Annotated in this window: 20 protein-coding genes, 1 tRNA gene, 1 pseudogene and 1 riboswitch; of the genes and pseudogenes, 15 read left to right on the top strand and 7 right to left on the bottom strand. The window is 65.7% G+C overall.

Annotated features, from left to right (window positions below):
* Positions 1-27 precede the first annotated feature (27 nt).
* Entirely contained in the window at positions 28-282 is a 255-nt protein-coding gene (locus ASD68_RS06720; protein ID WP_056604749.1) for a helix-turn-helix transcriptional regulator, read from the top strand.
* Entirely contained in the window at positions 212-1,513 is a 1,302-nt protein-coding gene (locus tag ASD68_RS06715; protein ID WP_082545973.1) for a type II toxin-antitoxin system HipA family toxin, read from the top strand. Before ASD68_RS06720 ends, ASD68_RS06715 begins: the two co-directional genes overlap by 71 nt.
* 93 nt (positions 1,514-1,606) lie before the next feature.
* Here ASD68_RS06715 and ASD68_RS06710 read toward each other — a convergent pair whose 3' ends face one another.
* Positions 1,607-2,137, bottom strand: coding sequence for a winged helix-turn-helix transcriptional regulator (locus ASD68_RS06710; protein WP_056080372.1), 531 nt, complete (start codon positions 2,135-2,137; stop codon positions 1,607-1,609).
* 141 nt (positions 2,138-2,278) lie between these two features.
* On the opposite strand from ASD68_RS06710, the gene ASD68_RS06705 reads away from it, so the two are divergent.
* The 4 genes from ASD68_RS06705 to ASD68_RS06690 all read left to right on the top strand — a co-directional run bounded on the left by ASD68_RS06705 (position 2,279) and on the right by ASD68_RS06690 (position 7,061).
* Entirely contained in the window at positions 2,279-3,556 is a 1,278-nt protein-coding gene (locus ASD68_RS06705) for a D-amino acid dehydrogenase (protein WP_056604742.1), read from the top strand.
* Positions 3,556-4,629 carry an alanine racemase gene (gene alr, locus ASD68_RS06700; protein ID WP_056605255.1) on the top strand — a complete coding sequence of 358 codons (1,074 nt, stop codon included), beginning with the start codon at positions 3,556-3,558 and terminating at the stop codon, positions 4,627-4,629. Before ASD68_RS06705 ends, alr begins: the two co-directional genes overlap by 1 nt.
* A 76-nt stretch (positions 4,630-4,705) precedes the next feature.
* A complete protein-coding gene (locus ASD68_RS06695) occupies positions 4,706-5,998 on the top strand; it encodes a hypothetical protein (protein ID WP_056605252.1) in 1,293 nt (430 codons plus the stop codon).
* Between the two features lie 115 nt (positions 5,999-6,113).
* Entirely contained in the window at positions 6,114-7,061 is a 948-nt protein-coding gene (locus ASD68_RS06690; protein WP_056604740.1) for a sensor domain-containing diguanylate cyclase, read from the top strand.
* 81 nt (positions 7,062-7,142) lie between these two features.
* Here the strand turns inward: ASD68_RS06690 and gcvP are convergent, their stop codons facing one another.
* Positions 7,143-10,067: an aminomethyl-transferring glycine dehydrogenase gene (gcvP, locus tag ASD68_RS06685; RefSeq protein WP_056604736.1), complete on the bottom strand. Its 2,925-nt coding sequence runs from the start codon at positions 10,065-10,067 to the stop codon at positions 7,143-7,145.
* 37 nt (positions 10,068-10,104) lie between these two features.
* Positions 10,105-10,206, bottom strand: a riboswitch (glycine riboswitch).
* A 168-nt stretch (positions 10,207-10,374) separates the two neighbouring features.
* Between gcvP and ASD68_RS06680 the strand changes: the two genes are divergently transcribed.
* Complete coding sequence (locus tag ASD68_RS06680) at positions 10,375-10,842, top strand: VOC family protein (RefSeq protein ID WP_056604734.1); 468 nt, start codon at positions 10,375-10,377, stop codon at positions 10,840-10,842.
* A gap of 233 nt (positions 10,843-11,075) precedes the next feature.
* On the opposite strand, the gene ASD68_RS06675 is transcribed toward ASD68_RS06680, so the two are convergent.
* Positions 11,076-11,162: transfer RNA gene (locus tag ASD68_RS06675), tRNA-Leu, on the bottom strand.
* A gap of 263 nt (positions 11,163-11,425) precedes the next feature.
* Between ASD68_RS06675 and rnr the strand changes: the two genes are divergently transcribed.
* The 3 genes from rnr to ASD68_RS06660 are packed head-to-tail and all read left to right on the top strand — an operon-like array spanning position 11,426 to position 15,026.
* Complete coding sequence (gene rnr, locus ASD68_RS06670) at positions 11,426-14,014, top strand: ribonuclease R (RefSeq protein WP_056605249.1); 2,589 nt, start codon at positions 11,426-11,428, stop codon at positions 14,012-14,014.
* Positions 14,011-14,757 (top strand): 23S rRNA (guanosine(2251)-2'-O)-methyltransferase RlmB, encoded by a 747-nt coding sequence (gene rlmB / locus ASD68_RS06665; RefSeq protein ID WP_056080357.1) that lies wholly within the window; start codon positions 14,011-14,013, stop codon positions 14,755-14,757. The genes rnr and rlmB overlap by 4 nt, the downstream gene beginning before the upstream one ends.
* Positions 14,754-15,026: a hypothetical protein gene (locus tag ASD68_RS06660; protein WP_056604731.1), complete on the top strand. Its 273-nt coding sequence runs from the start codon at positions 14,754-14,756 to the stop codon at positions 15,024-15,026. The genes rlmB and ASD68_RS06660 overlap by 4 nt, the downstream gene beginning before the upstream one ends.
* Before the next feature lie 88 nt (positions 15,027-15,114).
* Here ASD68_RS06660 and ASD68_RS06655 read toward each other — a convergent pair whose 3' ends face one another.
* Entirely contained in the window at positions 15,115-15,897 is a 783-nt protein-coding gene (locus ASD68_RS06655; protein WP_056604729.1) for an enoyl-CoA hydratase-related protein, read from the bottom strand.
* Positions 15,898-16,038: 141 nt separating this feature from the next.
* Between ASD68_RS06655 and ASD68_RS06650 the strand changes: the two genes are divergently transcribed.
* From ASD68_RS06650 to ASD68_RS06625, 5 genes and pseudogenes are all read left to right on the top strand, one after another.
* A complete protein-coding gene (locus ASD68_RS06650; protein ID WP_235577558.1) occupies positions 16,039-16,794 on the top strand; it encodes an FKBP-type peptidyl-prolyl cis-trans isomerase in 756 nt (251 codons plus the stop codon).
* A 37-nt stretch (positions 16,795-16,831) separates the two neighbouring features.
* Positions 16,832-17,619, top strand: a pseudogene (locus ASD68_RS06640) (DUF1289 domain-containing protein).
* Positions 17,616-18,464, top strand: a complete 849-nt coding sequence (locus ASD68_RS06635) for a sulfurtransferase (protein WP_056604723.1) — start codon at positions 17,616-17,618, stop codon at positions 18,462-18,464. Before ASD68_RS06640 ends, ASD68_RS06635 begins: the two are co-directional and overlap by 4 nt.
* A gap of 358 nt (positions 18,465-18,822) precedes the next feature.
* A complete protein-coding gene (locus ASD68_RS06630) occupies positions 18,823-21,804 on the top strand; it encodes a TonB-dependent receptor (protein WP_056605246.1) in 2,982 nt (993 codons plus the stop codon).
* A 271-nt stretch (positions 21,805-22,075) separates the two neighbouring features.
* Positions 22,076-23,728 (top strand): DUF5597 domain-containing protein, encoded by a 1,653-nt coding sequence (locus ASD68_RS06625; protein ID WP_200945332.1) that lies wholly within the window; start codon positions 22,076-22,078, stop codon positions 23,726-23,728.
* 153 nt (positions 23,729-23,881) lie between these two features.
* Here ASD68_RS06625 and ASD68_RS06620 read toward each other — a convergent pair whose 3' ends face one another.
* The 3 genes from ASD68_RS06620 to ASD68_RS06610 all read right to left on the bottom strand — a co-directional run bounded on the left by ASD68_RS06620 (position 23,882) and on the right by ASD68_RS06610 (position 26,615).
* A complete protein-coding gene (locus ASD68_RS06620) occupies positions 23,882-24,637 on the bottom strand; it encodes an enoyl-CoA hydratase/isomerase family protein (protein WP_056604717.1) in 756 nt (251 codons plus the stop codon).
* A gap of 11 nt (positions 24,638-24,648) precedes the next feature.
* Positions 24,649-26,103, bottom strand: a complete 1,455-nt coding sequence (locus tag ASD68_RS06615) for a DUF4139 domain-containing protein (protein ID WP_056604716.1) — start codon at positions 26,101-26,103, stop codon at positions 24,649-24,651.
* 98 nt (positions 26,104-26,201) lie between these two features.
* Entirely contained in the window at positions 26,202-26,615 is a 414-nt protein-coding gene (locus ASD68_RS06610; RefSeq protein WP_082545972.1) for a thioesterase family protein, read from the bottom strand.
* Positions 26,616-26,635 lie beyond the last annotated feature (20 nt).

Here is a 26,635-nt window from a genome sequence, read left to right as displayed (position 1 = left end):
TAGAGATGGATGTCTGATATTCGAGACATGGATATCGAGTTCCTTCTACGCGACACGGGCCGCCAGATCCGCGAATTGCGCAAACGCCGGGGCCTTACCCAGGCTGCTCTGGCTGAGCGCGCCGGCATGGCGCGCTCCAAGCTCGTGCTGCTGGAACAGGGCAGGGGCTCGGTGGCTTTCGAAAGTTACGCCCGGATCGCGGCGGCGCTGGATGTGGCGTTCCGGCTGGAGCCGGCGCAACGCCCGGCCTTTGAGGAGCTCGCGGAGCATTACCGTGAGTAGGCAAACGGCCACCGTCGTGCTTGCGCAGGTGTTGACGCCGCAGGGCGTGAGCGGCGACCTGCATCATGAAGCCGGGCACTATGAATTTCGCTATTCGGGCAGCACCCCTGATGTCGCGGTAAGCCTGACCATGCCGGTGCGGCGCGATCAGTACCGCGCCACCCAACTGCTGCCGATCTTTCAGCAAAGCCTGCCAGAGGGTTTCGTGTTGGAGCAGCTGCGCCTGCGCCTGGCCAAACTCAGCCATTTCGATCCCATGTTGCTGCTTGCGCTCACCGGGAACGATGGCGCGATCGGTCGTTTGTGCGTGCAATCGCCGGAGATCGAGCATCTGTTCGGCAAGACGAAAACGGCGGCGAAAGGTGAGCGGTTGGCAGAGATCCTCGCGTGGGACGGCACCGAGAATCTGTTTACCGAATTGGTGGAACGCTATCTGTTGCGCACTGGCGTTTCGGGCGTGCAGCCGAAGGTACTGGTACCCGAGCGGTTCGAGCCTCCGGCATCGAAAGCCACCTTGATCGCCGGCGACCTGATCGTGAAAAGCGGCCAGGTGCAGTACCCGGGACTGGCGATCAATGAGTTCGTATGCATGTCGATCGCGCGCGCCGCCAACATTCCCGTGCCCGAGTTTTATCTGTCCGACCGACACGACCTGTTCGTGATGCGTCGTTTCGATCGCCGACATGACGATGGGATGCCGTTGGGCTTCGAGGACATGGCGACGCTGATGGGGCTGGGTACGCCGCAAAAGTATGAAGGCAGCTATGAGCGCCTGGCCAGGGTCATCCGCAACAACTGCCCGGCCGAAAACGTACGGGCGGCGCTCAACCAGTTGTTCGACATGGTGGCGCTGTCGGTGATCGTGGGAAACGGTGATGCACACTTGAAGAACTTCGGTTTGCTCTACACCCACCCCGCCGCAGCCGACTGCCGCATTGCGCCGGCCTATGACATCGTCAACACCACCGCGTACCTTCCCGACGATGCGCTGGCGCTCACTCTCGGAGGCAGCAAGAGCTTCCAGGCCGCGCGACTGCATCTGCTGGAGCTGGCCGGACGCTGCGATATCGAGCAGCCGCGCGAACGGGTTCGGCAATTGTTGGAGGCCTGCGCGCAGCAGTTGCAAACCCACGCCGACCTGCTTGAGGAAGCACCTGTCGTGAAGCAGGCCTTGCATCACTGCATGCAGCGAATGGAGGCGGGTTTCAGTCGTCCGCTGGCGTCGCGTTGATTCCGGGGTTTGTGCACGCTGCATCCAGCCACGTGTACATGCTGCCTGGCATGGGCAGGATTTTCAGACGCTGTGAGCGACAACCTCGGCCGCTCATGGCCCTGAGTCGCCCTTGCCATCCCGCCCGCCCTCGGCGCGACCGATGCGGTCGCCGATGGGCAGGGTCAGGGTTTCCTTGGCTTCTTCCATCACGATGTAGCTTTTCGAGTCGCGCACGTTGGGCAGCGTCAGCAAGGTGCTGCCGAGCAACTTGCGGTACGACGCCATGCCGGAAATGCGCGCCTTGATCAGGTAATCGAACGCGCCGGAAACCAGGTGGCATTCCAGCACGTTGGGCAGGCGCAGCGCGGCGGTGCGGAATTCCTCGAAGATGTCGCCTGATTTGTAGGCCAGGCTGATCTCCACGAATACCAGCAGGCCGGCGCCGACCAGTTGCGGATCGAGCCGCGCGTGGTAGCCGGTGATCACGCCGTCGCGTTCCAGCCGGCGCACGCGTTCGGTGCAGGGCGTGGTGGAAAGGCCGACCCGCTCGCCCAGGTCGGTGAACGATATGCGGCCCTCTTCCTGCAGCACGCGCAGGATTTTCCGGTCGATTTTGTCGAAGTTGCGGCGTTGGCCGGCCATGAAAGCTCCGTTGCTTGCCTGTTTGGCAGTGATTTTACCTGTCATTGGCACAAAAGACGGAAAACAAGCCTGGTCGAACCTTCCTATACTCGCCTCCGATTCCCGCGCAGGTGCGGGCGAACGACAGGGCGGGCGAGGGCAATGCGGGTATTGATATTGGGCAGTGGCGTGATCGGCGTATGCAGCGCGTGGTATCTGGCGCGTGCGGGGTTCGAGGTCACCGTGGTCGATCGCCAGCCGGGGCCCGGGCTGGAAACCAGCTTCGCCAACGCCGGCCAGATTTCCCCCGGTTATGCGTCGCCATGGGCCGCCCCGGGGGTGCCGCTGAAGGCGTTGAAGTGGCTGTTCATGCGTCACGCGCCGCTGGCGATCCGGCCCGGCCTCGATCCGCAGCAATACCTGTGGCTGCTGCAGATGTTGCGCAACTGCACGGCCAGCCGCTACGCCATCAACAAGGCGCGGATGGTGCGCCTGTCCGAGTACAGCCGCGACTGCCTGGATGAGCTGCGCAAGGAAACGGGGCTGGAATACGAAGGCCGCCAGTTGGGCACCATGCAGGTGTTCCGCACCCAGGCACAGCTTGACGGGGCGGACAAGGACACGGCCGTGCTCGATCAGTACGGCGTACCGTACGAACTGCTGGACCGCGCCGGCATCGTGCGGGCCGAGCCGGCGCTGGCCGGCGTGGTCGACCAGTTGAGCGGCGCCTTGCGCCTGCCTCACGACGAAACCGGCGATTGCGAGCTGTTCACCCGGCGCCTGGCCGAGCGCGCGCAGGCGGCCGGTGTCGAGTTCCGCTTCGGTGCCACCATCGAGAGGTTCGAGCAGGATGGCGGCCGCATCACCGGCGTACGGATAGACGGCCAAACGGAACGCGCCGATCGCTACGTGCTGGCGCTGGGCAGCTATTCGCCGCGGCTGCTGGTACCGCTGGGCATCCGGTTGCCGGTCTATCCGTTGAAGGGCTATTCGCTGACAGTGCCGATTACCGACCCGGCAATGGCCCCAACCTCCACTATCCTTGACGAAACCTACAAAGTCGCCGTGACCCGGCTTGGCCAGCGCATCCGCGTTGGCGGCATGGCCGAGGTTGCCGGCTTCGATTTGTCGCTGTCGCCACGCCGGCGCGCGACGCTGGAGAAAGTGATCAACGACCTGTACCCCCATGGCGGCGACCTGACCCGCGCCTCGTTCTGGACTGGCCTGCGCCCGGCGACGCCGGACGGCACGCCCGTGGTCGGCGCCACCCGCCTCGACAACCTCTACCTCAACACCGGTCACGGCACGCTGGGCTGGACCATGGCCTGCGGCTCGGGTCGCTACCTGTCCGACCTGATGACCGGGCGGCCGCCGCAGATCAGCGGCGAGGGCCTGGATATTTCCCGCTACGGCACGCGTGCTGCGGGGGCGAACGCTTGATGCGCCCGGCACGTGCGCTCATCGATCTGGCCGCGTTGCGCCACAACTATCGCCTCGCACGCGAGTTGGGCGGCCGCAAGGCGCTGGCCGTGGTCAAGGCCGACGCCTATGGTCACGGTGCGGTGCGCTGTGCCCGCGCGCTGGAACCCGAAGCCGATGGTTTTGGCGTGGCCTGCATCGAGGAAGCGCTGGAATTGCGCGAGGCCGGCATACGCGCGCCGATCCTGCTGCTGGAGGGTTTTTTCGAAGCGTCCGAGCTGGCGTTGATCGAAGCCCACGACCTGTGGTTCGTGGTGCAGGCAGACTGGCAGATCGACGCCATCGAGCGCGCGCGGCCCGCGAAGCCGTTCACGGTATGGCTGAAGCTTGATTCGGGCATGCACCGGCTGGGTCTGGCGGCGCAGAATTACGGCGCCGCGCTGCATCGCCTGCAGGCAATGCCGCACGTTGGTGAAGTGGTGGCGATGACTCATTTCGCCCGCGCCGACGAACTGGATTGTGACCGCACCGGGCAGCAGCTGGCGCTGTTCAACCAGGTTTGCGCGGAGGCGTCGCTGCCGACCAGCCTGGAAAACTCGCCCGCACTGCTGGGCTGGCCGGATGTGCATGGCGACTGGTCGCGGCCTGGCCTGATGCTGTACGGCGCCTCGCCGTTTGCCGGCACCCATCCCGTGGCCGACCGCTTGCGCCCGGTGATGACGGTGGAGTCGGGAATCATCAGCGTGCGTGACCTCGGCGTGGGCGAACCGGTGGGCTACGGCGCGCGCTTCGTCACCCGCCGGCCCAGCCGCATCGGTGTGGTGGCGATGGGTTATGCCGACGGCTATCCGCAATTCGTTCCCAATGGCACGCCGGTAGCCATCGATGGCCGGCCCGGCGACCTGGTCGGCCGCGTGTCGATGGACATGCTGACGGTGGATCTCACCGATCATCCGACTGCCGGCCTGGGCAGCCGGGTCGAGTTGTGGGGTGCGCAAGTGCGTGTGCATGACCTGGCTGCGCGCTGCGAGACCAGCGCGTACCAGTTGCTGTGTGCGCTGAAGCGGGTGCCGCGTACTTACGTGGAGGAGTAAGCGCGGCGTCAAACACCGCTTGTATGATCTCGGGCGCCGCGATCGATCGTGCGTCGACGTCAACAAGGGGACCATCGTGCCACTGACACAGCAAGCGCTGGAGCGTGCCCATGCCATCCTGGCCCGGGCGGACGCCAAGCTGGACCAACTGCGCCGCATCGAGCCGTACCTGATCGATCTGTCACTGCGGGAAAATCCGGTGGGCTCGAACCTGGGCCAGACGCTGGCGGACAAACTGGCGATCCTGCCGAAGCTGCGCGAGTTCGGTTTCCGGAATATCTCGCTCGGCACGCTCGATTACGCGATGCCGGAGGAGCTCGAGGTCGACGACGATTTCATGCAACACCTGCGTGACCAGCAGGCCGACATGACCGGCTGCTTCGCGTTCACCGCGATGGGGATCCAGTCGGCCGATGGCGTGTTCACGCCCGATCCGTCGCAGTTGAAGTTGCGTGCGTACGGCGTGCCCAACACGGTGCAAGAGATCTCCATCACCAAGGCGGGCAGGGGTACGCAATACGACTTGGAAACCCTGCGCCGCAGCCTGCCGGCGAGCATCGACTGGCTGTGCCAGAACATCCGCGGCGAGGACGGCACGCGGCCGCGCATCCTGGTCAATATTGTCGACGGCTGCGATGCCTTCGCCGAATGTCCCGAGGTGACCGGTTCCATCATCGACCTCCTGGCGGGGCTGCCGATCGAGGGCGTCACCTTCGAGGACGACCGCGGCAGCTACCTGCCGTTCCAGGTCGGCGCCTATGTGGCGGTGGCGCGCAGCCTGTTGCCGCCGCCGCTGAAATTGCTGGTGCATATCCATGCCGGTGCCGGTTTCGAGAATGCCTCGGTGATCGAGGCGCTGCTCAATGGCGCCGATGGCATCTGGGGCGGGTTGCCCAAGCGCGCGGCGATCATCGGCCATGCCTCGCTGGGTGAACTGATCGCCAACCTGGCGCGCGTGGGCAATCCGCATGTGCAGGATTACCAGTTGGACCAGCTGTTGCCGTTGGCGACCGGGCTGCAGGAGCTGGACGACCTGAAACCGGTGCCCGACGACCTGCCGGTGCTGGGTCACAACGCGTACCGCCTCACCCTGAGTTCGTTCAGGCAGATCCCGGGCCGCTTCATGGATCTGGCGCCACGGGTGATCGGTGGAAGCTACCGTTATCGGGTCTGCCCGGTAGTCAGCGATCCGACGGTGATCGCGGGCCGGCTGGCGGAAGTGACCGGGCAGCCGGCGAGCGATTTCCCCGAGGAGATCACCCGGCAGATGATTCGCCTGATGCGCCGCGATTTGCGCGCCGGCGAGCGCATTGACTATGACGAGCCGCAGCAACTGCTGGCCTTGCTGGCTCGCGCCGGACAGCCCTGAGGTGTACTTTGGGCGGATGGGCGGCATGCAGCGGTGCGTCTCATCGCCTGATTCGCGGCTCCTGCAAGATCAAAAAAACGTCGGCATGCCGGTTCTGGATCGGATGGAGGGAACGATGGTGGACATCGGAACAAGGGCCGAGCTCGACGGTGACGTCTACAGGACGTTGCTGGAATCCACCAACGCGATTCCCTGGAAGATCGACTGGGCCACGATGGCGTTTGCTTACATCGGGCCGCAGATCGAGAGCCTGCTCGGCTGGACGCCGGAAAGCTGGGCAAGCGTGCAGGACTGGGTCGACCGCATGCATCCGGAAGACCGCGCCTGGGTAGTGGATTTCTGCGTGGCGCAGTCGAAGGACGGCGTCGACCACGAGGCGGACTACCGCGCGCTGAGCAAGAGCGGCGAATACGTGTGGATCCGCGACGTGGTGCACGTGGTGCGCAACGCCGAGGGTGAGGTCGAGGCGCTGGTCGGTTTCATGTTCGACATCAGCGAACGCAAGCGCACCGAGGAGAAGCTGCTCAACATGCAGCGCGAGCTGGAGCGGCTTTCGTTCAAGGACGGCCTCACCGGCGTGGGCAACCGGCGCTGTTTCGACAAGGTGCTGAAGAACGAATGGAGCTGCGCCCAGCGCAGCCGGCAGCCGTTGTCGCTGGTGATGCTCGATATCGATTACTTCAAGCAGTACAACGACCACTACGGCCATATCCAGGGCGACAACTGCCTCAAGCAGGTGGGCGCCTTGCTGGACTCCATAGCCACCCGGCCGCGCGATTTCCTGGCCCGCTACGGCGGCGAGGAGTTCGTGCTGGTGTTGCCCGAGACCGACGCGCAATCCGCTCGCAGCATGGCCGAGCGTTGCCGCGAGTTGATCGAGCAGACGCAGATGCCGCACGAGAAATCCAGCGCGGCCCCGGTGCTGACAGTCAGCCTGGGTGTGGGTGCGGTGGTCCCCGACATGGCCGACGAGCCGTTGTCGTTGATCGATGCGGTGGATCGCGCGCTGTACCAGGCCAAGTTGCAGGGCCGCAACCGCATCGCGATGGCCGACGAACCGTAGCGGGCGACATGGTCGACAGGCGTCAACAAGCAAAGGCCCCGCATGCGGGGCCTTTGCCGTTTCCGATGATGCAACGGCGGTTTACGCCTCGACGTCTTCCTTGTACGCGTCCACCGGAATGCAGGCGCACATGATGTTCTTGTCGCCGTAGACGTTGTCGACGCGGGCTACCGGCGGCCAGTATTTCTGCAGCTTCAGGCTGGCCAGCGGGAAGGCGGCCAGTTCGCGCGGGTAGGCGTGCGTCCATTCGCTGGCGGTGACCGTGGTGGCAGTGTGCGGCGCGTTTTTCAGCGGGTTGTCCTCGCGGTCGAGCTGGCCATTCTCGATGGCGCGGATCTCGTCGCGGATCTGGATCATCGCGTCGATGAAGCGATCCAGTTCGCCCTGCGATTCGCTTTCCGTCGGCTCCACCATCAGCGTGCCCGACACCGGGAAACTCAGCGTGGGTGCGTGGAAGCCGAAATCGATCAGCCGCTTGGCCACGTCCTCGGCGCTGATGCCGGTGCTGTCTTTCAGCGGGCGCAGGTCGAGGATGCACTCATGCGCCACCAGTCCGTTGCGGCCGGTGTACAGGGTGGGGTAATGCGCTTCCAGGCGCCTGGCGATGTAGTTGGCGTTGAGCAGCGCCACTTGCGTGGCCTTGCGCAGGCCCTGCTGGCCCATCAGGGTGATGTACATCCAGCTGATCGGCAGGATCGACGCGCTGCCGAAGGTGGCGGCGCTGACCATCGCGCCGTTGCCGGTGCCCTGGGTGCGCGCGCCGTCGTTGCCCAGCGCGCCCGGCAGGAACGGGGCGAGATGCGAACGCACCGCGCACGGGCCCACGCCGGGGCCGCCGCCGCCGTGCGGGATGCAGAAGGTCTTGTGCAGGTTGAGGTGGCTGACGTCCGAGCCCCACTTGCCGGGCTTGGCCACGCCGACCAGCGCGTTCATGTTGGCGCCGTCGGTGTACACCTGCCCGCCGTGCTGGTGGACGATGTCGCAGATGGCGACCACGTCTTCCTCGAACACGCCGTGGGTGGACGGGTAGGTCAGCATGATCGCGGCGAGGTTGGCCGAGTGCTTCGCGGCCTGCGCGCGGATGTCTTCCAGGTCCACGTTGCCGTTCGCGTCGCACTTGGTGACCACCACCTTCATGCCGCAAAGGTGGGCGGACGCCGGGTTGGTGCCGTGGGCGGATTCGGGGATCAGGCAGATGTCGCGATGGCCTTCGCCGCGCGACTGGTGATACGCGCGAATCGCCAGCAGGCCCGCGTATTCGCCCTGGGCGCCGGAGTTCGGCTGCAGGCTCACCGCGTCGTAGCCGGTGATCTCCGCCAGCTGCGCTTCCAGCCCCGTGATCAGTTCCTGGTAGCCCTGCGTCTGAGCGGCGGGTGCGAACGGGTGGATGTTGGCGAATTCCGGCCAGGTGACCGGGATCATCTCGGCGGTGGCGTTGAGCTTCATGGTGCACGAACCCAGCGGAATCATCGTGCGATCCATCGCCAGATCCTTGTCGGCCAGCGCACGCATGTAGCGCAGCATCTCGTGCTCGCTGTGGTGGCTGTTGAACACCGGGTGGGTGAGGAAGGGCGAGGTGCGCCGCAGCGTCTCGGGGATCAGCGACGGCGCGTTGGCGTCCAGTGCATCGATGCTGGGCAGCGTCGCGTCATCGCCGCCGAAGATGCGCCACAGCAGTTCGATGTCGGCGCGCGTGGTGGTTTCGTCCAGCGAGATGCACAGGTATTCGTCCCACGCCTTGCGCAGGTTGGCGCCCAGCGTCACCGCGCGGGCGGCGAGGGCGTCGGTGCGGTCGCCGGTCTTCAGGCTGATCGTGTCGAACGCGCTGTCGTGGTGGCTGGCGCTGAAGCCGAGCTGCTGCAGGCCGGCCTTCAGGATCGCGGTGAGCCGCGCCACGCGCGAGGCGATGCGCACCAGCCCGTCCGGGCCGTGGTAGACCGCGTACATCGAGGCCATCACGGCAAGCAATACCTGGGCGGTGCAGATGTTGCTGGTGGCCTTCTCGCGGCGGATGTGCTGCTCGCGCGTTTGCAGGGTGAGGCGGTAGGCCGTGTTGCCCTGCGCGTCCACCGACACGCCGATCAGCCGGCCGGGCATCGAGCGCTTGTACGCATCGCGGCAGGCCATGAAGGCGGCATGCGGGCCGCCGAAACCGAACGGCACGCCGAAGCGCTGCGAGTTGCCGATCACGATGTCGGCGCCCATTTCGCCGGGCGTCTTGAGCAGGGTCAGCGCCAGCAGATCGGTGGCGAAAATGGCCAGCGCATGCTTCGCATGGATCTTCGCGGTCTCTTCGCTCCAGTCCATCAGCCAGCCGCTGCTGGCCGGGTACTGGATCAGCGCGGCGAAGTAGTCGTCCGCGGCGATCGCGGCGTCCCACGCCTCGGCCGAGTCGGCCAGCTTGATCACCAGGCCCAGTGGCTCGGCGCGCGTGCGCATCACCTCGATGGTTTGCGGGTGGGCGTCGCCGAACACCACCACGACGTTGCCCTTGGCCTTGGCCGAGCGCCTGGCCAGGGTCATCGCCTCGGCCGCGGCGGTGGCCTCATCCAGCAGCGAAGCGTTGGCGATGTCCATGCCGGTGAGGTCGGCGCACAGCGTCTGGAAGTTGATCAGCGCCTCCATGCGGCCCTGCGAGATTTCCGCCTGATACGGCGTGTATGCCGTGTACCAGGCCGGGTTCTCGAGGATGTTGCGCAGGATGACGTTGGGCGTGAACGTGCCGTAGTAGCCCTGGCCGATGAAGCTGCGGAATACCTGGTTCCTGTCGGCGATGACGCGGATCCGGGCCAGTGCGTCCTCTTCGGTGATCGCCTCGGGCAGGGCCAGCGGCGCGGTCGACTTGATCGAGCCGGGTACGATGGCGTCGGTCATCGACTCCAGCGAAGCGTGGCCGATCGTGTGCAGCATGCGGGCGATTTCGGCGTCGTCCGGGCCGATGTGACGTTCGATGAACGCGCCATGGTGTTCCAGGTCGCGCAACGAGGCATGGGAGGGGTGGCTCATGTCAGGGCATCCGAAGACAGCGTGCGTGCCGCACGCGGGGCGCCCCTCTGTCCTTTTGCCTGAGAGTTTGGAAGCACCGTTGTGGTCGCTTCGTGCCCCTTCGGCGCCGGATTCAACCGGTCTCTCCAGAGTGTTTGCGCGCGGTGGTATGGGGGCCTGAGCGATTACGGGCGTTGCGTCTTCGGCAGCAGTCAATTCCAGCAAGGGACGACCGCTTCTCCCACCATGCGTTTACCGCGGCGATTATACAGGGGCTGGCGGCGCGACGGCGCTATCCTCGGACACCGGTTCATGCAAGGAAAAGGTGATGATCCGTATTGGCGAAATCGACCATGTGGTGCTTCGCGCCATCGACATTGAAGCCATGCAGCGCTTCTACGTCGAGGTGCTGGGATGCCATGAGGAGCGCCGGCAGGACGAGATCGGCTTGGTGCAGTTGCGCGCGGGCGCATCGCTGATCGACCTGGTCAGCATGGACGGCAAGCTGGGTCGTCAGGGTGGCGCGGCGCCCGGCCCCGAGAGTCACAACGTGGACCACATCTGCCTGCGCGTGGAGGCGTACGACGAGGCGGCAATCCTGGCTCATCTCAAGTCGCATGGTGTGCGCATCGGTGAGTCGGGTTCGCGCTACGGCGCGCGTGGCGAGGGGCCGTCGATCTATCTGTACGACCCGCAGGACAACATGATCGAGTTGAAGGGGCCGGCGGTTACGGGCGCGGCTCCTTCCCTGCGTGCAGGGGAGGTCAGGAAGGGTGAGGCTTCTGCCCTGGATTGACGAAGAGCGACCCCTCCCCAATCCTCCCCCGCTGCGCAGGGGAGGGAGCAGGGCGCAGGTTCTTCGTGACTTCAATCAGACCCGGAAAAGACGAAGGCCGCTTTGAAAGGCGGCCTTCCTGACTTTAATCGAACCCGGAAAAGACGAAGGCCGCCTTGTTAGGCGGCCTTCCTGACTTTAATCGAACCCGGAAAAGACGAAGGCCGCCTTGTTAGGCGGCCTTCGTTTACAATTGGTGCCCAGAAGAGGACTCGAACCTCCACGGAGTTGCCCCCGCTAGCACCTGAAGCTAGTGCGTCTACCAATTCCGCCACCTGGGCAGTGGGTCTCACGTCGCTGCAGCAGCTGCGTGAGCCGCGTAATGTAGGCACCTGCCGATAGCTTGTCAACACTTTTCCACCCCCCTTTCCCTCGCGCCGTGGCATTCTCCGCGTCGCGTACATCACAAGGACACTGAGTGACCAGAAAAACCCCTCCCCATTCCGGCAAGCCGCCGGAATCCTCGCCCGCGAAGAAACCGGCCCGCCGCTCGCCGCGCGCCAACGCTCCCGCGGACAAGCGCAACCGGGCTGCCGTCGGCGCCGTGCGCGACCCGCAAGCCGAGCGCGAGGCCCGTCGCTACGACCGGCCCATCCCCAGCCGCGAGGCGATCCTCGCCCTGCTCGAAGAACGCGGCGAATTGCTGACCGAGGCGCGCATCGCCGAGGCGTTGCAGATCATTGAGGAAATCGACCTCGAAGCGCTGCGCAAGCGTCTCGCTGCCATGGTGCGTGACGGCCAGTTGCTGCTGGGCCGCCGCGGCGGCTACGCGCCGACGCAGAAGCTCGACCTGATTGCCGGCCGCGTGCTGGCCAATGCCGAGGGCTACGGCTTCCTGCGCCCGGACGAAGGCGGCGAAGATCTTTATCTGTCGCCGCAGCAGATGCGCGCAGTGATGCATGGTGACCGCGTGCTGGCCAGTGTGGTCGGCATCGATCGCCGCGGTCGCCGGCAGGGCGCCATCGCCGAAGTGCTGGAGCGTCGCTCGCCGCGGCTGGTTGGTCGCGTGGTGATCGAGAACGGCGTGACCCTGGTGACGCCCGACGATCGCCGCCTGCATCTTGATGTGCTGATCAAGCCGGGCGAGGACCAGGGCGCACAGTCCGGCCAGATCGTGGTGGCGGAAATCACCGATCCGCCCACGGCCCAGCGTGGCCCGATGGGCGTGATCCGCGCCGTGCTGGGCGAGCGCCTGCAGCCGTCGCTGGTGGTGGAAATGGCGATCGCCAGCCACGACCTGCCGCACGAATGGCCGGCCGCCGTGCTGCGCGATGCGGCCCAGGTGGAATCGGTGGTGACCGCCGCCGAGCGCGAAGGCCGCACCGATATCCGCAAGCTGCCGCTGGTCACCATCGACGGCGCCGACGCCCGCGATTTCGACGATGCGGTATACGCCGAGCCGAAGCGCGGTGGCGGCTGGCGGTTGATCGTGGCCATCGCCGACGTGTCGCACTACGTGCAGGTGGGCAACGCGCTGGATCGCGAGGCCTACGAACGCAGTACCTCGACCTATTTCCCCGGCTTCGTGGTACCGATGTTGCCGGAGACGCTGTCCAACGGCATTTGCTCGCTGAACCCGAAGGTCGACCGGCTGTGCATGGTCTGCGACATGGTGGTCGACGCCGATGGCGCGGTCAGCAAGGCGAAGTTCTATGACGCGGTGATGCTGTCGCACGCGCGGCTCACCTACGACAAGGTGTGGCAGGCGGTGGGTCTGAAAGACGCCGATGCACGCCACGAAGTGGCCGACGTGCTGCCGCAGCTGGAAAACCTGCACGCGCTGTACAAGGCGATGGCGGCGCAGCGCAAGCGTCGTGGTGCGATCGATTTCGAGACGCCCGAGGTGAAGTTCCGCCTCGACCAGACAGGCAGCGTGGAGTCGATGGGCGCCACCGAGCGCAACGACGCGCACAAGCTGATCGAGGAATGCATGATCGCCGCCAACGTGCAGGCGGCGCTGTTCCTGGAGAAGAAGAAAATCCCCGCGCTGTTCCGTGCCCACGAGCCGCCGCCGGCGGAGAAGTACGAGGATCTGCAGCAGTTCCTGCGCGAGTTCAAGTTGCGCATGCCGCCGGTGGATGAAGTGACCCCCGCGGATTTCTCCGAAATCCTGGCGTTGGTGCACGACCGCCCCGAGCGCGAGCTGATCCAGAACGTGCTGCTGCGCTCGCAAAGCATGGCTGCCTACCAGCCCGAGAACCGCGGCCACTTCGGCCTGGCGCTCACCGCGTACGCGCACTTCACCTCGCCGATCCGCCGCTATCCCGACCTGCTGGTGCATCGCGCCATCCGTTACGCGCTGACCGGCCGCAAACCCGCCGATTACACCTACAGCCCCAGCGACATGGCGGCGATGGCGATCCATTGCTCGCAGCGCGAGCGCCGCGCCGAGGAAGCCGAGCGCGACGTGGACGAGCGCTTCAAGTGCGCCTGGATGGCCAAGCACGTGGGCGAGGAATTCGACGGTGTGGTCACCGGCGTCACCTCGTTCGGGCTGTTCGTGGAGCTGGACGCATCGAAAGTCTCCGGCCTGGTCCACATCAGCCAGTTGGCCAACGACTACTACCACTTCGACGCCACCCGCAAACTGCTGAAGGGCGAGCGCACCGGCGCGCAGTTCCGCCTGGGCGACCACGTGCGCATCCAGGTGCTTCGCGCCAGCCTGGAGGATCGCAAGATCGATTTCCGGCTGGTGGCACCGCGCGCCATGGCGGCGCCTGTCGCCAGCGGCAAGGCCTACGACTATGCCGCCAGCGGCGAGCGTTACTCGCTGCCGAAAGCGGCGGCAGCCAAGAAGCAGGGCATGTTCGGTCGTGCCGCCAAGGCGATCGGCCGCGCATTCGGTCGCAAGGACGCCGCGGCGGCGCCCGAGGCGGCAGCGCCCGCCGCCACCACTGCCGAGCCCGCACGGCGCACACGCCAGCAGGCCGACACCAGCCAGCGCCCGCGCTCTGCGAAGAAGACAGGCGACGCTACGGCCCGCCGCCCGCGCAAGCAGGGTGGGGAAACCGTGGGCAAGCGTGAAAAGGCGGCGGTCGCGCCGAAAGCCAAGCCGGCCGGCGCATCGAAAAAAGCCGCGCCCGGCAACAGCAGCCGGCGTCGATCGAAACAGAAACCGAAGGGCGAGCAATGAGCGAAAGCTGGATCGTAGGCATCAATCCGGTCGAAGGTGCACTGAGCAATGATGCCGAGCGCGTGCGCGAGGTGCTGGTGGAAAACGGCCAGCGCAACGCGCGCGTGCTGGAGCTGGCCGAGCGTGCGAAAAAGCTGAAGATCCCGGTGCAACATCGCCCGCGCGACGAACTGGACAGGCTGGCCGGCGAAGCGCGCCACCAGGGCGTGGTCGCTCGTTACGAAGCGGCACCGGCCGCGCATGAGAGTGACCTCGCCGGCCTGCTGGAGCGCGACGGCAACACCGCGCTGGTGCTGGTGCTCGACGGCGTCACCGATCCGCACAACCTGGGTGCTTGCCTGCGCAGTGCGGCGGCGGCCAAAGTCACCGCGGTGATCGTGCCCAAGGACCGCGCGGTGGGGCTCACCCCGGTGGTGCGCCGTGCTTCGGCCGGCGGTGCCGACCGGGTGCCGCTGATCGCCGTCACCAACCTGGCCCGCACGCTGCGCGAATTGAAGGACGCCGGCGTGTGGATCACCGGCCTGGCCGGCGATACCGACACCTCGATCTATGGCGTCGACTTCAATGGCCCGGTGGCCATCGTGCTGGGCAGCGAGGGCGAAGGCATTCGCCGGCTCACCCGCGAGCTGTGCGATTTCGTGGCGAAAATCCCCATGCCCGGCACGATGGAAAGCCTCAACGTTTCCGTCGCCACCGGCGTGGCGCTGTTCGAAGCCTTGCGCCAACGGACGTCCAAACGATGACGACACTTTACTGGCACGACTGGTCCGGCTACATCGGCGTGGTGCTGGTGCTGCTGGCGTTCCTGCTGTTGCAGGCGCATCGCCTGCACGGCAACGGCCTGACGTATCAGCTGCTGAATGCGTTCGGTGCGCTGGGCGTGCTGCTGTCGCTGGTGTTCGGCAGCTTCAACACCTCCGCCTTCGTGATGGAGGCGGCGTGGCTGCTGATCAGCATCTACGGCATCGTGCGCGGCACGCGTCTGCGTCGCGAGAAACGCGACATTTCCTGATCGCTGTGGGAGCGACTTCAGTCGCGATGCTTTTTACTCCCGGATTCACCCAGGAGCATCGCGGCTGAAGCCGCTCCCACGGCCAAGGTTAGACGCCGTGGAAGACGGCCTTGCGCTTCTCCAGGAAGGCAGTGGTGCCCTCGCGCATGTCCTCGGTGGAAAAGCTCAGCGCGAACGCCTGCGTTTCGAATGCCAGGCCCTGGTCGATCGCGTTCTCGCCGCCTTCCAGCACGGCGTCGAGAATGCGCCGGGCCGCCAGCGGTGCGGCGGCCGCCAGCTGATCGGCGAGGGCGTTCACGGTTTCGTCCAGCGCTTCGGGCGCCACCACGCGCGTCACGATGCCCAGTTCATAAGCGCGCTGCGCGGTGATCGGTGTGCCGGTGAGGCACAGCTCCAGCGTGGCGCCGCGGCCGGCCAGCCGCAGCAATCGCTGGGTGCCGCCGAAGCCGGGGATCAGGCCCAGGTTGATTTCCGGCTGGCCGAACTTCGCCTTCTCGCTGGCAATGCGGAAATGACAGGCCATCGCCAGCTCCATGCCGCCGCCCAGCGCAAAGCCCTGCACGCGGGCGATGACCGGTTTGCCCAGCCGCTCGATCGACGTCATCAACTGCTGGCCGGCGCGCGAAAACCCCTGCGCCTGGGTTGCCGTGTAGCCATGCATCTCCGCGATATCGGCGCCGGCCACGAAGGCTTTCTCGCCCGCGCCCGCCAGCACCACCACACGTACCGCGTCGTCGTACGCCGCCTGCGTGAAGGCCAGGCCGAGTTCGTTGAGCGTCTCCCGGTTCAGCGCGTTGAGCTTGTCGGGGCGATTGACGGTGATCACGTTCACCGCGCCGCGGTTCGTGATCTCCAGATTGCGGTAAGCCATGCCTGACTCCGGCCGATTGCGGGCCTTCGATGGTAGCAGCGGGAACCTTTGTGCCGGCCCGGTTTCTCAGCCATGCGTCCTCAAACCACGCGCCCTGCAGGAAACCCGCGGGGCGCATGACACTGGCAGAATCGGCTTGGCATGAACCTACCGTATCGACAATCGCGCCGGGCTTTTCCCGCGTTGGAGCGAGCCCTGCGCACATGGTGCTGGCTGTCGCTTGGCGCGTTGCTGCTGGCAGGCGCCGCGCAGGCACAGACGCCAGCCGCGCATCCGCCGGGGTTGGACAAGGCCAAGCTGTCGTATGCCATCGGCTACAAGATCGGCAGCCAGTTTGCCGACCGCAAGCCATCGCTGGATATCGCCGCGATGCAGCGAGCGATCCAGGATGCCTACGACAAGCGCGACCCCAGCGTGTCGATGCAGGACATGCACCAGCAACTGCAATGGCTCGACCAGCAGATGCACGCCGATGCGGTGGCCACCTTCAAGCGCATGGCGATCGAGAACGCGAAAAAAAGCGCCGCCTACCTGGCGCAAAACCGGAAGCAGCCCGGCGTGGTGCAACTGCCCTCGGGCATCCAGTACGCGGTGCTGAAGAAGGGCAGTGGCAAGGTCCATCCCACGGTAACCAGCCGGGTGGTGGTGAACTACCGCGGCATGCTGGTGGACGGCACCGAATTCGACAGCACCTGGGCGCACGGCGCGCCGGTGAGCTTTATCGTGAACAAGGTGATCCGCGGCTGGCAGGACGTGATACCGCGGATGCGCGTGGGCGATCGCTGGAAAGTGGTGATTCCGTCCGAGCTTGCCTATGGCGAATACGGCCAGTTGCCACGCATCGGGCCGAACGAGGCGCTGGTGTTCGAGATCGAGCTGCTCGACATCAAAAGCTGACCGCGCGCCGGCACCGGCGCGGTACCATGGCCGGAGCATGTCGAACGATCGCCCCTCTCCCCCCGCACCGCTGACGCCCTGCATCCAGATATGCCGCCTCGATGCGCGCGGGTATTGCATCGGCTGCCGCCGCACGGGCGAGGAAATCGGCCGCTGGAGCGCACTGGATGATGCCGAACGGTGGCGGCTCATGCGCGACGTGTTGCCGTTGCGCACCCTGGCCAAACAGCCATGATCGACGGACTGACCGACGCGCTGCGGCCCTTGTCGGCGCCGCCGATCGAGCGGGCCTGGAACCATGCGGACATGGCCGAACTGCTGGGCGACGCACCGCGCCAGCCGGCCGCCGTATTGATCGGCCTGCGCGAGGGCGTGCAGCCGCGCATGGTGCTCACCGTACGCACCGATCACCTGCATGCGCATGCAGGCCAGGTGGCGTTCCCCGGCGGACGCAGTGAGGCGGATGATGGCGACGCCATCACCACCGCGCTGCGCGAGAGCGAGGAGGAGATCGGGCTGGAACGGCGGCTGGTAACGCCGCTGGGTTTCCTTGACCGTTTCGAGACCATCAGCGGCTTCTGCATCACGCCGGTGGTGGCGCGGATCGCGACCGAGGCGCAACTGTACCCGGCGCCCGACGAGGTGGCCGAGGTGTTCGAGGTGCCGCTGGCGTTTTTCATGGAGCCGGCCAACCTGCGCCGCTACACCATGGAATTTCGCGGACACCAGCGGCCGATGGTGGAATTCGTGCACGGCGGCCACCGCATCTGGGGCGCCACCGCGGCGATACTTCTCAACTTGCTGCAGAGGATGGGACGCGCATGACCTTGCTCACCACACTCATCGATCCGGCCACGCTGTCGGCCATGGCGCCGGGCGAGGTGTTGATCGTCGACTGCAACTTCGACCTGGCCGACCCCGGCAAGGGCGAGCGCGAATTCCGGCTGGGCCATATTCCCGGCGCGGTCTACGCCAACCTCGATCGCGACCTGTCCGACCTTTCGCGCCAGCACGAAGGACTGGGTCGCCACCCGTTGCCGCTGGCCTCCGCCTTCAGCGCCGTGCTGTCGCGCTGGGGCTGGCGCGCCGGCATGCCGGTAGTGAGCTACGACGCCGGCAGTGGTGCGCTGACGGCGGCGCGGCTGTGGTGGTTGTTGCGGCTGGCCGGGGTGCGCGACGTGGCCGTGCTGGATGGTGGCTTTGCCGCCTGGAAAAAGGCCGGTTTGCCGGTGGAAGAGGGCGAACCCGCGCCGCGCACCGCCACCGAGGTGGCACTGCATTACGACGAAACCCAGGTACTCACCGACCACGCCGCGCTGGGCCAAGGTTCGCGGCAATTGCTGGATGCCCGCGCCGCGCCGCGCTACCGCGGCGACGTGGAGCCGCTGGACCGCGTCGGCGGCCATGTGCCCGGTGCCTTGAACCGGCCGTTCCCCGACAACCTTGCCGACGACGGCCGCTTCAAGCCGGCGGCGCAATTGCGTGCGGAGTTCTCCGCGGTGCTGGGCGACACCAAGCCCGCCGATGTGGTGCACATGTGCGGCTCCGGCGTCACCGCGTGCCACAACCTGCTGGCGATGGAGCATGCGGGCCTGCACGGCTCACGGTTGTATGCGCCGTCGTGGAGCGGCTGGATCAGCGATGCCTCGCGACCCGTGGCGAAAGGGTGAATCGTTGGCAAGCGTTCGCCGACTGCTTGTGCAAGCGGCTTTGAGGCCGTAGCGACCGTATCCGGCTTTCGACTGTCTGGCGCCAAACGCCATCGCCAATGGCCGGCATGTCAGCGCCAAACGCCAGCAATGGATACAAGAAACATAACGCGCCCTGGCAATTTTCATAATTGCCAGCCCGCAAGATCACGCCCCAGTATCAGTGAGCCCAGGCGTCGGGGGACGCGTAATCCAGGTAGATGAATCGGCAAGGAGCGTCGCGTCAGTCATGCCGCGCCGTCACCACCGGTCAAGGTACGCCATCGCGATTGAACATCGCGAGGCATCCCATCACTTGGTGAAACGTGGAGACGCCATGATCGAGAATATCTACCTGAAGGCGGCGCTGGCGCAGGCATTGGGGCTGGCGCTGCTGGGCACGGCCGGCGGCGCCATCGCCGCCACCGCGTCCGTGGCGGCCCGGCAGGAAATGCCAGCTTCGCAGGTCGCCCCGTCGCCGGGCGCTAAGAACGGCGAACCGGTCAAAACGCAGGACGACAAGTCGCAGGCCACCAACCTGGGTACGGTGACGGTCACCTCGGGTTATCTGCACAGCCTGCAGTTCGCGACCGATGCCAAGCGCGATGCCACCAACATCACCGATACGGTCTTTGCCGAGGACATCGGCAAATTCCCCGACAACAACATCGCGGAGTCGTTGAACCGCATCCCTGGCGTGCAGTTGTCGCGCGGTGTCGGCGGGCAGGGCATGCAGGTTTCCATTCGCGGCCTGGGGCCAAGCTTCACGCGGGTCACGCTCGATGGTGGCAGCGTCGCCACGGCGTACACCGATCGCAACCAGCAGAATCAGGACCGCGAAATCAACCTGAATCTGTTCCCCACCGAGTTCTTCAGCCAGTTGGCCGTCAGCAAGACGCCCGTGGCGAGCATGCTTGAGGGCGGCATCTCCGGAAACGTCGACCTGCGCCTGGTGCGGCCATTCGACAACCCGGGGACCCATCTCACGTACAACGTGAAAGAGGGCTGGAACAGTCAGGGCGGGCTGTACAGCCCCAGCGCGAGCCTGATCGGTAGCTGGACCAACGCCGACAACACGTTCGGCGTGGTTGCCGGTGTCGCCACCAAGCATGAGAGGGCGCTGGAGACAGGTTACGAAACCATCGGCTGGACGACCCCTGGCCTCACCTACGACCAATGCGGCCTTACCCCGCCGGCCGGCACGGCGGCGAATACGCAGGTGAGCGGGACGACTGGATGCAACTCGTATGGCGGCGGCAATTGGCGCATTCCCGACATCGTGCCGATCACGGCCGGTGCCGGGCTGGTCGCCGGTCAGCCCATCGACGACGCGTTCCTGTTGCAGAACAACCCCGGGTTGACCATCGAGCAGATCAGCAACTCGCTGATCCCGCGCCTGAGCCGACCGCTCCATCTGACCGATGTCCGCGACCGCAAGGCCGCCGTCATGTCGCTGGAATACCGGCCTGACGTCAACATGCACTTCTACCTGGATACGTTGTTCACGAAACAGAAGCGCGATACCGACAGCACCGACATGAACCTGATCGGCCGCAATGGCACCATGATCCCGCTCAACGAAAAGGTCGACGGCAATGGCGTGGTCACCTCGGCCACGTTCACCAACGCGCAGTACTTTCTCGAAGCCAGCCTGCGCCACCAGACGACCAAGTTCTGGTCGGCCAATCCGGGCGCGGACATTTATTTCGGCGACGACGCCGACATCAAACTCCACGTCCAGGCGCACGTGAATCGCAGCTGGATGTACGAGGAAGTACCCAGCATCCTGTTCAATTCGCCGTTCACCACCGTCCAGTACAGCAACGACAGTGGCTCGCACCCGACCCTGAGCACGGACGTCGACCTCAACGACCCCGCCAGCGGATGGAGCTGGAACCGCGTCAACATCCAGGCCGAGCGTCGTGTCACCACGACCAAGGGCGTGGGGTCCTATCTGCAGTTTGGCGAGGACGACAACAACCTCAAGGCCGGTTTCTCCTTCGATCAGCAAGGCCGCCAGATCACGGGCTACGACAACAGCAAGGCCTGGTCGCAGGTCATCTGCCAGGGCACGGCCACGGGCGTGTGCGATGGTGGCCCGGGTTCGGCTGTGCCGCAGTCCGACATCGCGTCCTATCTGAGGCCAGGCCCGGCGGGGTTCATTGCGGTGGATTACGCCGGCATTTATGCGGCCTCCAATTACCGCAACCTGCTCGAGAGCGCGCCCGTTGCCGGGTCGGTATTCACCGGGGCGACGACCGGCGGCTTCCGTGAAAAGAGCTGGGCGTACTACATCGAGGCCAACGCCACCACCGAGGTACTTGGCCGTCCCCTGCGCCTGAATGCCGGCCTGCGTTACGTCACCACCGACCAGAACATCAGTGGGCCGGTCACCAATGGCAGCACCACCGAAGTGCGCTCGTTCGATTCGGACCTGTCCAATACCCTGCCATCGTTCAACCTTGCCTGGAGCGTGCGGGACAACGTGGTGCTGCGGCTGGCCGGGTCGCGCTCGATGACCCGACCCAACCCCAGTTACATGTTGCCGAACACCAACTTCAGCGATCCCTCCGCGCAGAATGCCAGCCAGGGCAATCCGGACCTGCAGCCGTACACGTCGGACAACCTCGACCTGGCTGGCGAGTGGTATACCGGTGGCGCCGGGTATGTCGCCGTGGATTTGTTCAACAAGGAAATCACCGGCTTCACTGTCAACGGCATCCGCACGATCCCGTTCGGCGAGCTGGGCGTTTCCTACGACAGCCTGCAGCCTTATCAACAGGCGGCGATCCAGCAGCGTGGCGGCCCTGATGTGGCGACCGTGCTGGTACAAAGCCAGGTCAACGCAGACGGCAAGCTGAAGATCCGCGGTGAGGAAATCGACTGGGTGCAACCACTCGACTGGATGGTGGATGGCCTCGGTTTCACGGCCAATTACACCCACATCCGGCAAACGTCGTCGGGCTCGGGTGTGTCGGCGGTTGCCGTGGGCGTCGCGCCGAACTTGTGGAATGGCACGGTGTACTGGGAAAAGGGGCCGGTATCGGCGCGCGTTTCCTACAACTGGACCGACAACCAGATCTCCTCCGGCGCCAATCAGAACGGTATTTCGTTTGCACGCATCAAGACCGATGCGCGGGGCGAGTTCGACCTGTCGGCCAGCTACACGTTCGAGCATCTGCCCACGTCGCCGCAGATTACGCTGGATGCCACCAACCTGACCGACGAACCGCTGCGTTCGACGTTCCAGTATTCCAACGCGGCCTACAGCATCTACAACCCGGGCCGTACGATCACCTTGGGCGTTCGCGGCACGTTCTGACCTGGATGGGGCGAGGATCCCCGGGAGAAAACTCCACGCTCAAGGCCGGCAGACGGCCGTGAACGTGGAGCGCTTCGCTGACTTCCGCTCCGTGCGCGCCTGGGTACATGCATCCGCGCGATGGGGCAGGCTGCGTGATCGCATCGACATCGCGGCTTCGCGGCATGAACATGCGCAAGACGGTCGTGGCTGAAAAGCTGGAAAGGGGGATTGAATGCACAGCACGGTGAGACGAGTGGTTGCGCGAAAAAGCCGGTGGTGCATGAGCGGCATGATTGCCGTTGTCCTCATCTTGTTGCCGGGCCTGGCGCTTTCGGCGCAGGCCGGGGATGTGCCGGGCATGCCGCACCTGGCGCAGCGCCACGGTGCCACGCAACTCATCGTGGACGGCCAGCCATTCCTGATGCGCGCGGGGGAGCTTGAGAACTCCTCCGCATCGAGCCTGCCTTACCTGGAAACGTTGTGGCCCAAATTCGAGGCCATGCATTTCAACTCGCTCATCGCTCCCGTTTACTGGAACCTGATCGAGCCGCAGCAGGGGCAGTTCGATTTCAGTACTGTGGATGGACTCATCGAGGGCGCGCGCGCTCACGACATGCGCCTCGTCCTGCTGTGGTTCGGCAGCTGGAAAAACAGCATGTCGAGCTACGTCCCGGCATGGGTCAAGCGCGATTCCCGTCGCTATCCACGCGCCCGGCGCTCCGACGGCACGCCGATGGAAATACTGTCGGCGCTGGACCAGTCCAACCTGCAGGCAGACAGCGCCGCGTTCGTGGCGTTGATGAAACACCTGAAGCAGACCGATGGCGAGCGGCACACCGTGGTGATGGTGCAGGTGGAAAACGAGGTCGGCATGATCCCGGAACCGCGTGACCACGGCCCGCTGGCCGATGCCGCTTTCCATGCGCCGGTGCCGACGGCGCTGACCGACTATCTGTCGAAGCACAAGGAAATCCTGGCGCCGGGGCTCAAGGCGGCGTGGCGCGCGAAGGGGTTCAAGACCGGTGCCGATTGGGAAGACACGTTCGGTGCCGGCGAGCAGACCGACGAGCTGTTCACCGCGTGGACGGAAGGCCGTTACACGGGGGAGGTCGCGGCGGCGGGCAAGGCGGTTTACCCGCTGCCCCTGTACGTCAATGCGGCACTGATCCGGCCCGGCAAGCATCCCGGTGAATATCCCAGCGGCGGCCCGCTGCCGCATCTTTTCGACGTGTGGCGCGCGGCGGCCCCGGCGGTGGACTTTCTGGCGCCGGATATCTATTTCCCGAATTTCACCGAGTGGGCGGAAAAGTACGCGCTCCCCGGCAAGCCCTTCCTGATCCCCGAGACCGGCCGCGTCTCGGGTGCGCAAATGGGCGCCAATGGCCTGTACGCGTATGCGCATTTGAACGCGATGGGCTATTCACCCTACGCGCCTGAATTCCTGTCGCCCGATGACGCGAAGGCGCTGGGGCAGGCGTATGACGTGGTCGAGCAGTTGACGCCGCTGATTCTCGCCCACCAGGGCAGCGGAAAAATGGTCGGCATGCTGCCGCGCACCCAGTTCGACGGCAGCGTCGACCTGAGCCCGCAGACTTTCGTTTTCGGCGACTACAAGGTGACGGCGAGCTACCGCAAGCCGGGTTCCGCATCGATCGGCGCGAAGATCGACGCCGACACGTCGACCACGCATGGCGGCCTGATCATCCAGACCGGTCCGAACGATTTCTGGTTCGCCGGCACCGGCATCACGGTTTATTTCGAGCCGCCCGGCAAAGGGCGATCCGCCGTGGGCATCGAGTCGATCCGGGAAGGGCGTTTCATCAACGGGCAGTGGGTGCCGGGTCGCGAAATGAATGGCGACGACACCAACCAGGGCCGCCACCTGAGCTTGCCGGATGACGAATTCTCGATTCGTCGGGTGACGCTCTATCACTACGACTAGGCAGCATCCGGAAGACGTCATCCCGGCGGAAGCCGGGATCCAGCGACTCGGATCTTTGCGGCCGGCGGTGGTGCCTGTGAAGAATGCAGGCCAGTGCGGGAGCGCAATGAGGTTTCTTCCCCCGCTTGCGGGGGAAGCGAAAGCGGATGCTGCTCAGCCCTTGTTCTTCAACCGCGCGACCAACTGTTGCAAGGTGGCCTGCGCCTCGGGCCTGAAATACGCATCGAGGAAATAGTCCAGCGGCAGCGTGTCCGGATCGACCGCGGCGACCAGATCCGCGCGTGCCAGTGCGCGCGTGGCCAGCATCGCCTGCGAAGGCAGCGCCAGCAATTCGCCCAGCCAGTGCAACGCACGGGTGGTGACCTGTTCGGCCACGGTCAGCTCGTCCACGAAACCGCAGGCCAGCGCTGCGTCCGATTCGATCATGGCGCCCGACACCAGCAGCCGCTCTGCACGATAGGTACCGACCACGCGGCGCAGTGCGTGCTGGATGCTGTCCGGCACGATCAAGCCCACCTGCACCTCGTTGAGGCCGATCCGGTACGGCCCCTGCGCCATCACCCGGTAATCGCAGAACAACGCCAGCACCGCGCCGCCGGCGGGGCTGTGGCCGGTGATGGCGGCCACGATCGGGATCGGCAGCCGCGCCAGCGTCGAGCACAGCGCGAAGAATTCCTGCCAGAACCGCCGCACGCCATCACGGTCCAGCGCCAGCAGGGCGGGAATATCCACGCCCGCCGAAAACAGCCCTTGCGCGCCGGACAGCACCAGGCCGCGCTGGCCGTTCGCTGCTGCTTGCTCGAACGCTTCGCGCAGGGCCACCAGCAAGGCGGTATCCAGCGCGTTGACCGGCGGCCGGTTCAGGCGGATCTCGGTGATGTCGTGCTCGTGCGGGAAAATGTCGAACATGGTTGATGTCCTCAAGGCGTCTGTTCGGCGGTCCACTGGTAACGCACGGCGTAATCCAGCGTGGCCTTGCCGCCAGCCGGTACGTTGATGCGGAATTCCAGCGCGTCGGGCGTCTGCTTGCTGGGCTTGCTCGACGAGGACGCCAGCGTCCACTGCTGCCAGCGGTTGGGATGCTCGCGCACGGTGACCACGCGCGCGCTGTCGCCGGCGTTGGTCAGCGTGATGCGGTACGCCTCGTCCATCGTGCGGCCGGCCTTGTCGACGTGGAATGCGGTGCGTTCGCGCTGGGCGCGCAGGTCGAACGCGGTGCCCAGCGTGATGGTGGCATCGCCGCCCTTGGGCGTGTCGTCGATGCGGCCTTCGCCGATGAATTGTGGCGTGCCGTTGCGGTCGGCGCTGAGCACGCGCAGATAACCGGCGGGCAGGCTGTCGAACGCTTTCACACGCAGCGTGCTGATGATGGAATCGTTGCTTCCCGTATTGAAATTGGCGTCCAGCATCGGCTGCGGCGGCTGGTAGCTGTTGCCGTTTTCCAGCAGCGCGGTGCGTTCGCAATCCAGCGTGCGAGTGGCGTACAGCGGCACCTGGCTGACGCTGCCATCGGGCAGGTCGACCGGCGCGGGCAAGGCGTAGCTGCGGTAATCGGCGAGCGTGGATTGCGCGGGCATGTCGGCGCTTTCGGCCTTGGCGTAACCACGCGCCATGGCCATCATCGGCCGCGGTGCGGAGGCCTTGGCGAAGTGCGGCTCGCCGGCGATCAAGGTGAGTTGCGTATCGTGCCAGTCGCGGCCGCTGCGGTTGGCGATGCTGGCGCGCGACTCGAGCTGCATGCGGCAGGCGCTGCCCGGCTGCAGTGTGCCGACATACGCGGCGCGCCAGCCCAGTCCGGCGGTGGGATAGCTGAGCACGGCGTTGGCGGTGCCCGCGCGCTTTGCGTCGACGCGCAGGCTGAGGCTGGAGCCCGTGGGGAAACTGGCGCCGGTGGTACGTACCGCGGCGTAGTTGCGCACCAGCGTGGTGCTGCCGTTGCCGCCGCGCACCAGCAGGCCGTCACCGGCGCGCAGCAGGTTGCCATTGGCCAGCGGTTGGCCGTTGTCGCCCAATACCTCCACCGTGTGGCCGACCAGGCCGGTCAACGCCGCGTTCTGGCCCTGGCCCAGCAGCAGGCGCTGCGATACGACTTTGGCGTTGCCCCCAGGAAAGCCCAGCGCCATCGCTTCGGGATCGATGTGGTTCGGCAGGTCGCCGATCACCACGTCATGGCTGCCGGCGGCCAGCGTCAACGAGCGCTGTTCGCGCACCACGGCATAGCCGTCGTCGACCGAGCCGTCGCCACTGCTGGCGTACAGCGCGCTGCTGTCGCTGCGATACAGGGTCAGCTCGGTGTCGTCGGCGGCGTGGGCGGTGGCGGCTACGCCCAGGGTGGTCAGGCAGGCGAGGGCGAGAAGGGTGTGGCGTGGCGTCATCGGTGTGCTCCATCGAGGCATCGACGGACATCATAACGATGCTGTGTGAACACCGTGCGCTTGCGTATGTGAGCGGCGTCGCGACTTGGGTGGTTGCGTTATTGCGCGGTGCCTGCCGATGGTGCGGGATGCTGCGCTGCCTGTCGCACGGAAGGCGGTAACGGCACCGGTTTGCCGGTGGACGGATCGATCCACACCATCACCACGCGGCCGTCGCAATACAGCGTTTGCGGGTCGCCGGCATCGACCATGCGATGGGCGATGGTGATCGAGCTGTTGCCTACGCGCTCGCACAGCAACTGCACCTGCAGTTGCGCCGGCCATGCGATCGGCCGGCGGTAATTGAGTTCGCTGGCCGCCAGCACGGGCGTGGCAGCCGGCTCGAACGCATCGCCCATCGATTGCATCCACTGCAACCGCGCCTCTTCCAGGTAGGTGAGGTAGGTGGAATTGTTGACGTGGTTGAACGCATCCAGATCGCGCCAGCGCACCGTGATCGTGGCCGCGAACATGGGCGCGCCGGTTAACGGTG

Source organism: Rhodanobacter sp. Root627, from assembly GCF_001427835.1.
In the GTDB taxonomy this organism is placed as follows: Bacteria; Pseudomonadota; Gammaproteobacteria; order Xanthomonadales; family Rhodanobacteraceae; genus Rhodanobacter; species Rhodanobacter ginsenosidimutans.
Note: the sequence above shows the minus strand (reverse complement) of the source record. Positions and strands in the feature narration are given on the sequence as shown.